This is a genomic window from Streptomyces sp. NPDC001889 (genome assembly GCF_053594535.1).
On sequence record NZ_JBSFER010000016.1, the window covers coordinates 84,313 to 98,276 of the forward strand.

Sequence of the window (13,964 nt, forward strand, 5' to 3'; positions counted from 1 at the left end):
TCCGCCCGGGGGGCCGCCACGTCCGGGGGGGGGCCGCCACGCCCGCCGCCGGAGACGCACGGGCCGGACGGCGCGGGCGCCGGGGCCGGCCGGTCAGCGGAGGAGTTCGGTGAGATCGTCGAGCCGGACCGTCAGCACCACCACGACCAGCGCCGAGGCACAGGCGATGGCGGCCCCGCCGGGGTGCGGCGGCCAGCCGTCCGCCGGCCCGGCGGCCACCAGGACGGCCCCGGCGGCGCCCGCGGCGGCCAGCAGCAGATTGCGCACCACATGGACGGGGCCCAGCGGGGCCGCGGAGGCGCCGAAGCAGCGGCAGGGGGCGCGCCGCCCCCGGCGCAGCGCCAGCGCGATGCCCGCGCTGAAGCCGAGCAGCAGCAGCGCGCCCAGGGCGAACCCCAGGGGCACGGTCGGCGCGGGCACCAGCAGCACCACCGTGGCGGACTCCGCCGCGATCACCGAAACCGCGACCGCGCGCGACAGCCGCGCGGGCAGGAGCCCCAGTCCCGCCAGGGACCGCTCGAACGCGGCGAACGCCGTCCGGCTGCGCGCCTTCCCCGCGACGGCCGTCAGAAAGACCCCGATCAGCAGAATCCGGCAGGCGAAGGCCACATAGATCATCAGCGGGGTCCCCGGCGTCTGGAAGGTGCGGTTGGAGCCCCATCACACCAAGTCCGCCCGTCCGGCCCGCCCGAGCGCCCCCCGGAGGGGCGAACACGGCCGAAAACACGGGCGGACGCGGCCGGAAAGCCCCGCCCGGAACCGGCGCGACGGAACGGGCCCGGCTCCGTTTCGCCGGACCGTTCGCCCAGCGCAGCACGGCAGCGGGGGTCAGCCGCCCCTCAGCGGTAGATCACCGAACGTAATGCTCTGACATACGCTTCAGCAGATCTCCATGGCGCGAACCGGCCGCCGGAGGCCCTTCTCATGATCCTCTTGTCCCCTCCCTTGCGCGGAGTGCCCGGAGCCGGTTCCGGGAGCGCTCCCGGGGATCGGCGGCCATCGGAGCGGGCGCCCGAAAAATAACTCCCCGTAGTCGTCGCGGAATCGCGCGCGGGAGACCCGACCACCTCCGAACCCTCCCCCGCCCCCTTCCGCCCGACGTGCGCGCACTCCGGGGTGTCAGTACCAAGATCCACTGAAGGCCCTTAGTGGAACTGGGAGTTCAGGCGTTTTGAACAGAGGTTTGAAATGGCGCAACGCCCGATCCGCCCCACTCCAGCCGTCGGGATTTGGCCGTGGCATAACAAGAACGTCACATCCTGACATCCGTAGTGCCCCGCTCCAGTCGCTGCGCTTAGAGTCACGGCCAGTCACCGCGCCGCCGGGCGCTGTCAGCACGGCCCTGTACCTCCGTACGGCCCGGCGACCAAACGGCACCTCAGGGGAGGGGCCGCGCCAGGGAAAGGACTTATCGTGCGCAACCGTTCCTTGCTCATGCTCACCGCCGTGGTCACCACGGGAGCACTCACTCTCACCGCCTGCGGATCGCGCGACGACGACAAGGGCTCCGACGGCGACAGCGGGAAGACCACCGTGGTCATCGGTATGGACGGCCCGCTCACGGGCTCCCTCTCCGCGATCGGCCAGGGCATCAAGAACTCCGTGGACCTCGCGGTCAAGACCGCGAACAAGAACAACGAGGTCCCCGGCGTCGAGTTCAGGATAAAGGCCTTCGACGACCAGGCGGTCCCGGCGTCGGGGCAGGCGAACGCCCAGAAGCTGGTGGCGGACAAGGATGTGCTCGGCGCGGTCGGGCCCATGAACTCGGGTGTCGCGCAGTCGATGCAGGGCGACTTCGACAAGGCCGGCCTCACCCTGGTCTCCCCGGCCAGCACCAACCCGGCGCTGACCCAGGGCGACGACTGGGGCAAGGACGAGAAGAAGCGGCCCTTCAAGACCTTCTTCCGCACCGCCACCACGGACGTGATCCAGGGCAAGTTCGCCGCGCAGTACCTCTACAACGACGCGAAGAAGAGAAAGGTCTTCGTCGTCGACGACAAGCAGACCTATGGCGCCGGCCTCGCCGCGATCTTCACCGCCGAGTTCAAGCGCCTCGGCGGCAAGGTGGTCGGCACCGACCATGTGACGGTGAAGGAGACCGACTTCTCCAGCACCGCCGACAAGGTCAAGGCGGACGGCGCGGACTCGGTCTACTTCGGCGGCCAGTACCCGGAGGGCGGCCTCCTCGCCGACCAGATCAAGAAGGCCGGGGCGAAGGTTCCGACCATGGGCGGCGACGGCATGTACGACCCCGCCTACATCAGCGCCTCGGGCGAGTCCAACGACGGTGACCTCTCCACCGCCGTCGGCTACCCGATCGAGAAGCTGGACACCGCCAAGAAGTTCGTCGCGGACTACGCGGCCGGCGGCTACAAGGACCCGTACGCCTCCTACGGCGGCTACTCCTACGACGCCGCCTGGTCGATCATCCAGGCCGTCAAGGCCGTGGTCGCGGCGAACGACGGCAAGCTGCCGAGCGACGCCCGCGCCAAGGTCACCGAGGCGATGGGCAAGGTCTCCTTCTCGGGCGTGACCGGCCAGGTCTCCTTCGACGAGTTCGGCGACACCACCAACAAGCAGCTCAGCGTCTACACGGTCAAGAACGGCAAGTGGACCGACCTCAAGAGCGTCACCTTCGAGGACTGACTCCGGCCCCTCGATACCGCAATCCCTGAACCAGCCGCGCGAGGGCGCAAACAGCGCCCTCGCGCGTCGTCATATCCGACACGCTCATCGGAGGCTCTGCGGTGAACGAACTGCCGCAACAGCTGGCGAACGGCCTTGCCCTGGGTGCCCTCTACGGTCTCATCGCCATCGGGTACACCATGGTCTACGGCATCGTCCAGCTCATCAACTTCGCCCACGGCGAGATATTCATGATCGGGGGCTTCGGCGCCCTCACCGTCTACATCTGGCTCCCCAGCGGAGTATCGCTCCTGGTGGCGATACCTCTGATGATCGCGGGCGGGGCCCTTGCCTCCGTGGCCGTCGCCACCGCGGCGGAACGATTCGCCTATCGGCCCCTGCGCGGCGCCCCCCGGCTCGCCCCGCTGATCACGGCGATCGGTCTCTCCATCGCCCTCCAGCAGCTGGTCTGGGGCTTCTACCCCGACGCCAAGAAGGCCAGGAGCTTCCCGCAGTTCACCGGTGAGTCCTTCCACATCACCGATCACCTCACCATCCAGCGCGCCGACGCCTTCGTCTTCGTCCTCGCCCCGCTCTGCATGCTCGCCCTCGGCTTCTTCGTCTCCCGCAGCCGCAGCGGACGGGCCATGCAGGCCACCGCCCAGGACCCGGACACCGCGAAGCTGATGGGCATCAACACCGACCGGATCATTGTGATGGCCTTCGCCATCGGCGCCGCCTTCGCGGCGGTCGCGGCGGTCGCCTACGGGCTGGACAAGGGGCAGATCAACTTCGAGATGGGGTTCATCCTCGGGCTCAAGGCCTTCACCGCCGCGGTCCTCGGGGGCATCGGCAACATCTACGGCGCCATGGTCGGCGGGGTCGTGCTGGGGCTCGCCGAGTCGCTGTCGATCGCGTACATCGAAGAGATCCCCGGAATGCAGCAGCTCGGCGGTGGCGCCTGGTCCAACGTCTGGGCGTTTGTCCTTCTCATCGTCGTGCTCCTGGTCAGGCCGCAGGGCCTGCTCGGTGAGCGCGTCGCGGATCGGGCGTGAGAGCGATGACCAAAGACACCGAAGCCACCAAGAACACGGGCGCCGGCACGGGCCGGCACACCGACGGGAAGAACACCGGAGCGTCCGCCGCCCGCGCCGCCACGCTGCACAGGATCATCGCCGCCGGAGGGCTCGCCACCATCGCGAGCACCTTCCTGGCCTGGACCTACACCTCCGAGTTCCCCGGGGATCTCACCGTCTACGGCTACCCGGGCGGCCTTCAGGTCCTGACCCTGGCGGCCGGGGTGCTCGTCACCCTCTACGCGCTGGCCGCACTGGGTGTGAAGGGGCTCCGCCGAATCGCCCCCACCGGCACCTCGCAGGCGCTGCGAATGGCCGCGCTCGGCGCGTTCGGCACCACCTGGTTCACGGTCGTCGCCATCGCCGTGCAGCTGGGCGGGGTGGTCAACCTCGAACCCGGCGGCTTCGTCGCCGCCGTCGCCTCGGCGGTCCCCCTGGTCGCCCTGGGGCTGCCCGACGACACCCGCAAGGCCGCCCGCCCCAAGGAGCGTTCCTCCTGGGCCGAGATCCTGATCATCGTCGCGGTCTTCGGCATCGGGCTCTATGTGGTGACCTACGGCATCGACACCGAGGACCCGGAGCTGTTCACCGGCTACCTCGTCACCGTGGGCTTCGCCGTCGCCGCGCTCATCAAGGCCGGGGTCGTCGCCCGGGTGTCGGCGCTCACCGCGAAGTACCGCCAGGTGACGATGATCGCGGCCTTCACCGCCGCCGCGGTCTTCCCGTTCACCCAGAACACCGACATGTACACCCTGATCGCGGTCAACATCCTGATCTTCGCGACGGTCGCGCTGGGCCTGAACATCGTCGTCGGCCTGGCCGGTCTGCTCGACCTCGGCTATGTCGCCTTCCTGGGTGTGGGCGCGTACACGGCGGCGCTGGTCTCCGGTTCGACGGCGTCGGCGTTCGATGTGCAGTTCCCCTTCTGGGCCTCGGTCCTCACCGGCGCGGTCGCCTCACTCGTCTTCGGCGTGGTCATCGGCGCCCCGACGCTGCGGCTGCGCGGCGACTATCTCGCCATCGTCACCCTCGGGTTCGGCGAGATCTTCCGGATCGCGATGGGCAATCTCGACGGGGTCTCGGGACCGAAGATCACCAATGGTCCCAACGGTATTCCCAACATCCCGGACCTGGAGTTCTTCGGGTACAACTTCGGGGAGTCCCACAACGTCCTCGGCCGTGAACTGGGCGCCTACGGGAACTACTATCTGCTGATGCTGCTGGCGATGGTGCTGGTCGTCATCGTCTTCAGCCGCGCGGGCAGCTCCCGGATCGGCCGTGCCTGGGTCGCCATCCGCGAGGACGAGACCGCCGCGACCGCGATGGGCATCAACGGCTTCCGGGTCAAGCTGATCGCCTTCGCCCTCGGCGCCACCCTGGCGGGCCTCGCCGGCACCGTGCAGGCGCATGTGCAGCACACCGTCGTACCGGAGATGTACCAGTTCGCCGGGCCGGTGCCGCCCAACTCGGCCTTCCTGCTGGCGGCGGTGATCCTCGGCGGCATGGGCACGGTCAGCGGCCCGCTGCTCGGGGCGACGCTGCTGTACATGATCCCGGCGAAGCTCCAGTTCCTCCAGGACTACCAGCTCCTCGGCTTCGGCATCGCGCTGATCCTGCTGATGCGGTTCCGCCCCGAGGGCCTGATCGCCAACCGCCGGGCGCAGCTGGAGTACCACGAGACCGATCAGCTCGACGTACCGGACAAGGGCCTGCCCGGCTCCGGCGTCGGCATCACCAAGGCGGGGGCGTGACGCCATGACGACCACCACCACCGATGGACCCTCGGTGCCCGTGCTGGAGGCCGGCGGGGTCACCATGGAGTTCGGCGGGCTCGTCGCCGTCCGCTCGGTCGATCTGACGGTCGGGGCGGGCGAGATCGTCGGTCTCATCGGCCCCAACGGCGCGGGCAAGACCACCTTCTTCAACTGCCTCACGGGCCTGTACGTCCCCACGCGCGGCAAGGTCGTCTACAAGGGAGCCGTACTGCCGCCCAAGCCCCATCTGGTCACCAAGGCCGGAGTGGCGAGGACTTTCCAGAACATCCGGCTCTTCGCCAATATGACGGTGCTGGAGAATGTGCTGGTCGGCCGGCACACCCGGACGAAGGAAGGGCTCTGGTCGGCGCTGCTGCGCGGGCCCGGGTTCAAGCGGGCCGAGGCGGCGTCCCATGAACGCGCCATGGAGCTGCTGGAGTTCACGGGTCTGGCGCACAAGGCCGACCACCTCGCCCGCAATCTCCCCTACGGCGAGCAGCGCAAGCTGGAGATCGCCCGGGCGCTGGCGAGCGATCCCGGTCTGCTGCTGCTCGACGAGCCGACCGCCGGGATGAATCCGCAGGAGACCCGGGCGGCGGAGGAGCTGATCTTCGCCATCCGGGACCAGGGCATCGCGATCCTGGTGATCGAGCACGATATGCGCTTCATCTTCAACCTCTGCGACCGGGTGGCCTGCCTCGTCCAGGGCGAGAAGCTGGTGGAGGGCACCCCGGAGACGGTCCAGGGGGACGAGCGGGTCGTGGCCGCCTATCTCGGCACCCCCTTCGAGGGCGCGCCGGGCGCGGCGGAGGTCGCCGAGGTCGAGGCGGCCGAGGCGCACGCGGCGACCGGTCCGGGACGGGAGCAGAGCCCCCGTGCGGGCGGGGACCAGGGCGCCGGTACGGGAACAGAGCACGGCGCCGGCACCGGTGCAGAGGAGGAAGCCCAGTGACCGCACTGCTCCAGGTGGAGGACCTCCGGGTCGCCTACGGCAAGATCGAGGCCGTGAAGGGGATCTCCTTCAGCGTCGAGGCCGGCCAGATCGTGACCCTGATCGGCACCAACGGCGCGGGCAAGACCACCACTCTGCGCACCCTGTCCGGGCTGCTGAAGCCCTCCGGGGGGCGGATCGTCTTCGACGGGAAGCCGCTCGCCTCCGTCCCCGCCCATAAGATCGTGGCGCTGGGGCTCGCCCACTCGCCCGAGGGACGGCACATCTTCCCCCGGCTGACAATCGCGGAGAACCTCAAGCTCGGGGCGTTCCTCCGGTCCGACAAGGCGGGCATCGAGAAGGACATCCAGGGCGCCTACGACCTCTTCCCGATCCTGGGCGAGCGCAGCAAGCAGGCGGCGGGCACCCTCTCCGGCGGTGAGCAGCAGATGCTCGCGATGGGGCGGGCGCTGATGTCCCGGCCGAAGCTGCTGATGCTGGACGAGCCCTCCATGGGGCTCTCCCCGATCATGATGCAGAAGATCATGTCCACCATCGGCGAGCTGAAGTCCCAGGGCACCACCATCCTGCTGGTGGAGCAGAACGCGCAGGCCGCGCTCTCGCTCGCCGATCAGGGGCATGTGATGGAGGTCGGGAACATCGTGCTCTCCGGCACGGGCCGGGATCTGCTGGTGGACGAGTCGGTCCGCAAGGCGTATCTCGGCGAGGACTGACCGGTACGCGGACGCGTGTACGGCACGACCGGGCCCGCACCCCCTGGAGGGGTGCGGGCCCGGTCGTGCGGTACGCGGGGTCTACTGGCCCTTGGCCGCCTTCTTCTCCTCGGCGTCCTGGATGACCGCCTCGGCGACCTGCTGCATCGACAGCCGGCGGTCCATCGAGGTCTTCTGAATCCAGCGGAACGCGGCCGGCTCGGTCAGGCCGTACTCCGTCTGGAGAACGGACTTGGCGCGGTCCACCAGCTTGCGGGTCTCCAGCCGCTGGGAGAGGTCGGCGACCTCCTTCTCCAGCGCCTTCAGCTCGGTGAAGCGGGAGACGGCCATCTCGATGGCGGGCACGACATCGCTCTTGCTGAAGGGCTTGACCAGATACGCCATCGCCCCGGCGTCCCTGGCCCGCTCGACCAGATCGCGCTGGGAGAACGCGGTCAGCATCAGCACCGGCGCGATGGACTCCTCGGCGATCTTCTCGGCGGCGGAGATGCCGTCCAGGACCGGCATCTTCACATCGAGGATGACCAGATCGGGGCGGTGCTCACGGGCCAGTTCGACGGCCCGCCGGCCGTCCCCGGCCTCTCCGACCACCGCGTATCCCTCCTCCTCCAGCATCTCCTTGAGATCGAGCCGGATGAGGGCCTCGTCCTCCGCGATCACCACACGGGTCGTCAGCGGGGGAATGTGCGACGTGTCCTCGTCGGCGGGCGACGGCTCGTCGCCGGAGGCGGGCTGGGGCGAGTCGGGGGCGATCACGGGGCTCCTCATTCCAAGGCAGGGTGCTCCCCATGAGACTACCCAGCTCCTGTATGGTTGGGGCACGAAGGGTGCCCGCCATCCTTCTTTTCCAAGGGCACCCCGGTAGCCCAGCGGTAGAGGCAGTGGTCTCAAACACCATCCAGCGTGGGTTCGAATCCCACCCGGGGTACTTTACCTGCAATTCCAAGGTCACCACCGAGGCCCCTCTTCCGAGGGGCCTCCCCGCGTTGGCGGGCCGTTCACACCGAGGAATCACACCGAGGGATCGCCCTCGCCGATGTGGTGGACCCGGACCAGATTCGTGGAGCCCGCGACTCCGGGCGGCGAACCCGCGGTGATCACCACGGTGTCCCCCCGCTCGCAGCGGCCGATCTTCAGCAGCTCCTCGTCCACCTGCGCGACCATGGCGTCCGTGGACTCCACATGGGGGCCGAGGAAGGTCTCCACCCCCCAGGTCAGGGTGAGCCGGGAGCGGGTCGCCGGGTCGGGGGTGAAGGCCAGCAGCGGAATCGGGGAACGGTAGCGGGAGAGCCGCTGGACGGTGTCCCCGGACTGCGTGAAGGCCACCAGGATCTTCGCCCCCAGGAAGTCGCCCATCTCCGCCGCCGCGCGGGCCACCGCGCCGCCCTGGGTGCGCGGCTTGTTGTGCTCGGTCAGCGGCGGCAGCCCCTTGGCGAGCACATCCTCCTCCGCCGCTTCCACGATCCGGCCCATCGTCCGGACCGTCTCCACGGGGTACTTGCCCACGCTGGTCTCGCCGGAGAGCATCACCGCGTCGGTGCCGTCGAGGACGGCGTTGGCCACATCGGACGCCTCGGCGCGGGTCGGCCGGGAATTCTCGATCATCGAGTCGAGCATCTGCGTGGCGACGATGACCGGTTTGGCATTGCGCCGGGCGAGTTTCACCGCTCGTTTCTGGACGATCGGCACCTGCTCCAGCGGCATTTCGACACCGAGATCACCCCGGGCCACCATAATGCCGTCGAAAGCGGCCACGATGTCGTCGATGTTCTCGACCGCCTGCGGTTTCTCGACCTTGGCGATGACCGGGACCCGGCGGCCCTCCTCGTCCATGATCCGGTGCACATCGACGATGTCCCGGCCGCTGCGGACGAAGGAGAGGGCGACGATGTCCGCGCCGATCCGCAGCGCCCAGCGCAGATCCTCGACATCCTTCTCCGAGAGCGCGGGGACGGAGACCGCGACCCCGGGGAGGTTCAGCCCCTTGTGGTCGGAGACCATCCCGCCCTCGATCACGGTGGTCCGCACCCGGGGGCCGTCCACGCCCGTGACCTCCAGGGTGACCTTGCCGTCGTCCACCAGAATGCGCTCACCTGCGGTGACGTCCTCGGCCAGGCCCGGGTAGGTGGTGCCGCAGAGAGAGCGGTCGCCCTCGGCCGGCTCGACCGTGATGGTGAACTCGTCGCCGCGTTCGAGAAGTACGGGACCCTCGCGGAAGCGCCCGAGCCTGATCTTCGGCCCCTGAAGGTCCGCGAGCACCCCGACACTGCGGCCCGTCTCGTCCGACGCCTTGCGGACGCGGTGGTAGCGCTCCTCGTGGTCCGCGTGCGAACCATGGCTGAGGTTGAAGCGGGCCACGTCCATTCCGGCCTCGACCAGTGCCTTGATCTGGTCGTACGAGTCGGTGGCTGGGCCCAGGGTACAGACGATTTTCGCTCGGCGCATGGTCCGACACTATGCCTTACCGACCGGTAGAGAATTGGCCGCACATGACTACTCAACAACCGTTGCGTGAAAGGTTATTGACAAGTGTTGAATTGTGCGCAGGGTCGCTCTGATGAGCAATTCCACCGGGGGGCGGTCACAGCTTCGGCGGGGTCATCGTGAAGCGCGCGGTGACCTGCGCGTGGACCGTCTGGCGCTGCGGTTCGAGATCGAGGGCGGGCGCGGACTCCAGGGACTCGCCCCCCGCGAAGGCCGCCATCCGCGGCACGCCCCCGCCCGGCCTGCCGTACGGCTCCGGGCTCTCCGCCCCCAGATCGGCCAGCTCCACCAGGGCGGCCAGACCGGCGCCCAGCGCGCCGGCGTACTCACGGGCGCGCTGCACCGCCTCGCGCACCGCCGTGCGGCGGGCCTCGCCGTGCGCGGGCGAATCGGGGCGCAGCGCCCACCAGGGGCCGTCCACCTGGGTCAGCTCCAGATCCGCGAGCCGGGTGGTCAGTTCGCCGAGTGCGGTGAAGTCGCCCAGTTCGGCGGTGAGATGGACACTGCCGTGGTACGCCCGCACCCGCTCGCCGCGCCCGTGCCGGGCCAGCTGGGGGCTGATGGAGAACGCCCCGGTCTCCAGCTTCTCCACCGCGTCCCCATAGGACTTGATCAGCTCCAGCACGGCGGCGTTGCGGCGGGTGAGATCGTCGAGCGCGCCCCGCCGGTCGACACCCCGGGCGCTGACGACGACCCCGATCCTGGCGATCTCCGGGTCCACCTCCAGCCGGGCCTCGCCGATCACGGCGACCCTGGGGGTCTCGGGGGTGCCGTAGGGGGCGGCGGGGGCGGGTGCGTCGGCGGTCACGGAGGGCTCCCTCGTACGGAACGGGTGCGGCCGGACCGGCCGCGTACCGTCCACTCTCGCATCCGGGCGGCGGTGATGTTCCTAGACTCCGGGGGCGAGACGGGTCAGGGGGGTGGACTGGCTCGGCACGGTGGCCGGGGGGCGGCGGTCGACGCCGAAGCTGGTGAAGGCGGTACGGCGCGGCATCGGATACGGCTCCTTGCCGGTGAGCGAGTTGAGGATGGAGGCGCTGCGCCAGGCGGCGAGCCCCAGATCGGGGGCGCCGATGCCGTGGGTGTGCGTCTCGGCGTTCTGCACATAGACCGAGCCGGCCACCGAGGCGTCGAGGAGCAGCCGGAACTCGCTGTCGATCCGGGGGCGGCCGGAGGAGTCCCGGCGCATGTACGGATCGAGTCCGGCGAGCATCGGGCCGGGCGGGCGCTCGCGGTAGCCGGTGGCGAGGACGACGGCCTCGGTGGCGAGGCAGGTGCGGATCGACTGCTGGCGGTGCTCCAGATGGAGCTCGATCCGGGTGGTGGCGATCCGGCCGGCGGTGCGCACGGCGACCCCGGGGGTGAGGACGGCGTCCGGCCAGCCGCCGTCCAGGGTGCGGCGGTACAGCTCGTCGTGGATGGCGGCGATGGTGCGGGCGTCGATGCCCTTGTGGAGCTGCCACTGCCGGGGGATGAGCCGGTCGCGGGTCTGCTCGGGCAGGGCGTGGAAGTAGCGGGTGTAGTCGGGGGTGAAGTGCTCCAGGCCGAGCTTGGAGTACTCCATCGGGGCGAAGGACTCGGTCCGGGCGAGCCAGTGGATGCGCTCGGCCCCGGCGGGGCGCTGCCGGAGCAGATCGAGGAAGATCTCGGCCCCCGACTGGCCCGAGCCGATGACCGTGACATGGCCGGCGGCGAGCAGTTGGGCGCGGTGCGCGAGGTAGTCGCCGGAGTGGATGACCGGGACGCCGGGGGCGTCGGCGAGCGGGCGGAGCGCCTCGGGGATGTACGGCTCGGTGCCCACGCCGAGGACGATGTTGCGGGCGTGGGTGCGGCCGATGGTGTCGTCGCCGCCGTCCGCCGCGAGGTGGGTGAAGTCGACCGTGAAGAGTTCGCGTTCCGGGTTCCAGTGGACCGCGTCGACCCGGTGGCCGAAGTGGATGCCGGGGAGGCTGTCGCTGACCCAGCGGCAGTAGGCGTCGTACTCGGCGCGGTGGATGTGGAAGTTCTGGGCGAAGTAGAAGGGGAAGAGGCGCTCGCGTCCGCGCAGATAGCGCAGAAAGCTCCAGGGGCTCGCCGGGTCGGCGAGGGTCACCAGGTCGGCGAGGAAGGGGACCTGGAGGGTGGCGCCGTCGATCAGCAGTCCCGGGTGCCAGCTGAAGCGGGGGCGCTGTTCGAGGAAGGCGGTGGCGAGGCCGCCGGGGACGCCGTGGGCGAGGGCCGCCAGGGAGAGGTTGAAGGGGCCGAGGCCCACTCCCACGAGGTCATGGGGCTGGTCGGGTTCGGCGGGGGGCATGGCGGTCATCGGGGGTGCTGCCTTCCACGAGTTCGATCAGGCGGTCCAGGTCGCCGGGGGTGGCGTGGGGGTTGAGGAGGGTCGCCTTGAGCCACAGCCGGCCGTCGGCGCGGGCCCGGCCGAGGACGGCGCTGCCGGTGGTGAGCAGGTGCCGGCGGATTCCGGCGATCTGTGCGTCGTCCGCGCCGGTGGGGCGGAAGAGGACGGTGGTGAGGGCCGGGGGTTCGAAGAGCTCCAGCCGGGGGTGGGCGTCGACCAGCGCGGCGAACCGGCGGGCGTGGTCCATCACGGTGTCGATCAGTCGGGCGAGGCCGCTCCGGCCGAGGGCGCGGAGGGTGACGGCGACCTTGAGGATGTCGGCGCGGCGGGTGGTGCGCAGGGAGCGGCCGAGGAGATCGGGGAGGCCGGCCTCGGTGTCGTCGCCGGGGTTGAGGTAGTCGGCGGTGAGGGCGAGCGGGGCGAGGAGGGCGCCGTCGGGGACGGCGAACAGCCCGGCGGGGACGGGCTGCCAGCCGAGCTTGTGCAGATCGAGCGTGACGGAGTGGGCGCGGTCCAGGCCGGTGAGGAGGGGGCGGTGGCGGGGGCTGAGGAGGAGCCCGCCGCCGTAGGCGGCGTCGATGTGGAGTTCGGCGCGGTGGCGGGCGCAGCGGTCGGCGATCTCCGGGAGCGGGTCGATGCGGCCGGTGTCGGTGGAGCCCGCGGTGGCGACGACCAGACAGGGGCCGGGGAGACGGGCCAGGGTGTCGTCGAGGGCGGCGGGGTCGAGGCCGCGGGCGTCGGGGACGGTGAGGGGCTCGGGCAGTCCGAGGAGCCAGGCGGCACGGCGTACGGAGTGGTGGGCGCCGGAGCCGCAGACGACCCGGACGGCGCCGTGCCGCTCCCGGGCGAGGAGCAGGGCGAGCTGGTTGGACTCGGTGCCGCCGGTGGTGACCAGGGCGTCCGGGGCGGGTGCCGCCGGGAAGACCTCGGCGGCGAGGGCGGCGGTGACGAGCCGCTCCAGGGCGGAGGCGGCGGGGGCCTGGTCCCAGGAGTCCAGGGAGGGGTTGAGCGCGGAGACGGCGAGGTCGGCGGCGGCGGCGAGGGCGAGGGGCGGGGTGTGGAGGTGGGCTGCGCAGAGGGGGTGGGCGGGGTCGCAGGCGCCGAGGGCGAGGGTGTGGACGAGGCGGTGGAGGGCCTCGGCGGGGCCGGTGCCGTGTTCGGGGAGGACGGGGGTGGCGGCGGCGAGGACCCGGGCGGCGGTCTCGGCGGGGCCGCCCCGGGGGAGGGGGCCGGCGCGCTCGGTGGCGCCGTCGCGGAGGGCGTGGAGGACGGTGCGGAGGAGGGGGTGGAGGGCGTCGGGTCCGGGGGGGCCTCCGGCGAGGGGGGTGGGGGGCATGCGAGGTCCTTCACCTCCGGTGGGGTCGCCGGGTTCAACGAGGAGCCCCCCTCTTTGGGTGCGGCCCCGCCCCTCGCCCCCGTGCGGTGCGGGACCCCGCGCCCCGGTCGACCCGGAGCAACCCCGGCCCGCCCAGCGGACCCGGTCCGTCCGGCACACCCGGCACACCCGGCACACCGGGCCCGTCCGGCACACCCGGTCCGTCTGGGGGCACCTCCCAGAGACAGCTCTGGGGGAGATTGAGGACGGACCCTGGTCCACAGGTTCCCGCATGCCGCAAGATGCAGCCCGTCCGGCGTTTGAGGACGGACCCTGGTCCACAGGTTCCCGCATGCTGCGGGCCACGGTCGGGGGCCAGCCCCCGAACCCCCGCTCCTCAATCGCCGGAGGGGCTGGTTCTTGTGCCTCGGCCCGCCGGCGAAGGTGAGGTGGTGCTGCCCAGCTCGCCGGAGGGGCTGAGGTGGTGCTCCTCAGCCCGCCGGCGAAGGTGAGGTAGTGCGGCTCAGCTCGCCAGCGGGGCTGGTTCTTGTGCCTCGGCCCGCCCGCGAAGGTGAGGTGGTGCGGCTCAGCTCGCCGGCGGGGCTGGTCTTGTTCCTCAGCCCGCCAGCGAAGGTGAGGTGGTGCTCCTCAGCCCGCCGGCGAAGGTGAGGTGGTGCTGCCCAGCTCGCCGGCAGGGCTGGAATTCGGGACTC

The 13,964-nt window shown here is 70.8% G+C and carries 11 protein-coding genes and 1 tRNA gene; 6 read left to right on the top strand and 6 right to left on the bottom strand.

From position 1 onward, the window contains the following. Positions 1-93: 93 nt before the first annotated feature. On the bottom strand, positions 94-618 hold the full coding sequence (locus ACWCRA_RS19870) for a MauE/DoxX family redox-associated membrane protein (protein ID WP_351549176.1): 525 nt from the start codon (positions 616-618) through the stop codon (positions 94-96). 795 nt (positions 619-1,413) lie between these two features. Between ACWCRA_RS19870 and ACWCRA_RS19875 the strand changes: the two genes are divergently transcribed. From ACWCRA_RS19875 to ACWCRA_RS19895, 5 genes are all read left to right on the top strand, one after another. Further along, complete coding sequence (locus ACWCRA_RS19875; protein WP_351549179.1) at positions 1,414-2,646, top strand: branched-chain amino acid ABC transporter substrate-binding protein; 1,233 nt, start codon at positions 1,414-1,416, stop codon at positions 2,644-2,646. A gap of 101 nt (positions 2,647-2,747) precedes the next feature. After that, positions 2,748-3,680: a branched-chain amino acid ABC transporter permease gene (locus ACWCRA_RS19880; protein WP_351544812.1), complete on the top strand. Its 933-nt coding sequence runs from the start codon at positions 2,748-2,750 to the stop codon at positions 3,678-3,680. A 5-nt stretch (positions 3,681-3,685) separates the two neighbouring features. Beyond that, complete coding sequence (locus tag ACWCRA_RS19885; protein WP_451068184.1) at positions 3,686-5,452, top strand: branched-chain amino acid ABC transporter permease; 1,767 nt, start codon at positions 3,686-3,688, stop codon at positions 5,450-5,452. Positions 5,453-5,456: 4 nt separating this feature from the next. Further along, the gene (locus tag ACWCRA_RS19890) at positions 5,457-6,407 is read left to right on the top strand and encodes an ABC transporter ATP-binding protein (protein WP_351544806.1); all 951 of its coding nucleotides are present in this window, start codon (positions 5,457-5,459) and stop codon (positions 6,405-6,407) included. Beyond that, positions 6,404-7,120, top strand: a complete 717-nt coding sequence (locus tag ACWCRA_RS19895; RefSeq protein ID WP_351544803.1) for an ABC transporter ATP-binding protein — start codon at positions 6,404-6,406, stop codon at positions 7,118-7,120. Before ACWCRA_RS19890 ends, ACWCRA_RS19895 begins: the two co-directional genes overlap by 4 nt. Positions 7,121-7,201: 81 nt before the next feature. Here ACWCRA_RS19895 and ACWCRA_RS19900 read toward each other — a convergent pair whose 3' ends face one another. Next, a complete protein-coding gene (locus ACWCRA_RS19900; protein WP_351544842.1) occupies positions 7,202-7,876 on the bottom strand; it encodes an ANTAR domain-containing response regulator in 675 nt (224 codons plus the stop codon). Positions 7,877-7,975: 99 nt separating this feature from the next. On the opposite strand from ACWCRA_RS19900, the gene ACWCRA_RS19905 reads away from it, so the two are divergent. After that, a tRNA-Leu gene (locus tag ACWCRA_RS19905) sits at positions 7,976-8,048 on the top strand. A gap of 83 nt (positions 8,049-8,131) precedes the next feature. Here the strand turns inward: ACWCRA_RS19905 and pyk are convergent. From pyk to ACWCRA_RS19925, 4 genes are all read right to left on the bottom strand, one after another. Then, the gene (pyk, locus tag ACWCRA_RS19910; RefSeq protein WP_351544800.1) at positions 8,132-9,565 is read right to left on the bottom strand and encodes a pyruvate kinase; all 1,434 of its coding nucleotides are present in this window, start codon (positions 9,563-9,565) and stop codon (positions 8,132-8,134) included. A 136-nt stretch (positions 9,566-9,701) separates the two neighbouring features. Next, a complete protein-coding gene (locus ACWCRA_RS19915) occupies positions 9,702-10,412 on the bottom strand; it encodes an SIMPL domain-containing protein (protein WP_351544797.1) in 711 nt (236 codons plus the stop codon). A gap of 81 nt (positions 10,413-10,493) precedes the next feature. Then, positions 10,494-11,906, bottom strand: a complete 1,413-nt coding sequence (locus tag ACWCRA_RS19920; RefSeq protein ID WP_351544794.1) for a lysine N(6)-hydroxylase/L-ornithine N(5)-oxygenase family protein — start codon at positions 11,904-11,906, stop codon at positions 10,494-10,496. Next, on the bottom strand, positions 11,866-13,272 hold the full coding sequence (locus ACWCRA_RS19925) for a pyridoxal phosphate-dependent decarboxylase family protein (protein ID WP_351544791.1): 1,407 nt from the start codon (positions 13,270-13,272) through the stop codon (positions 11,866-11,868). The genes ACWCRA_RS19920 and ACWCRA_RS19925 overlap by 41 nt, the downstream gene beginning before the upstream one ends. Positions 13,273-13,964 lie beyond the last annotated feature (692 nt).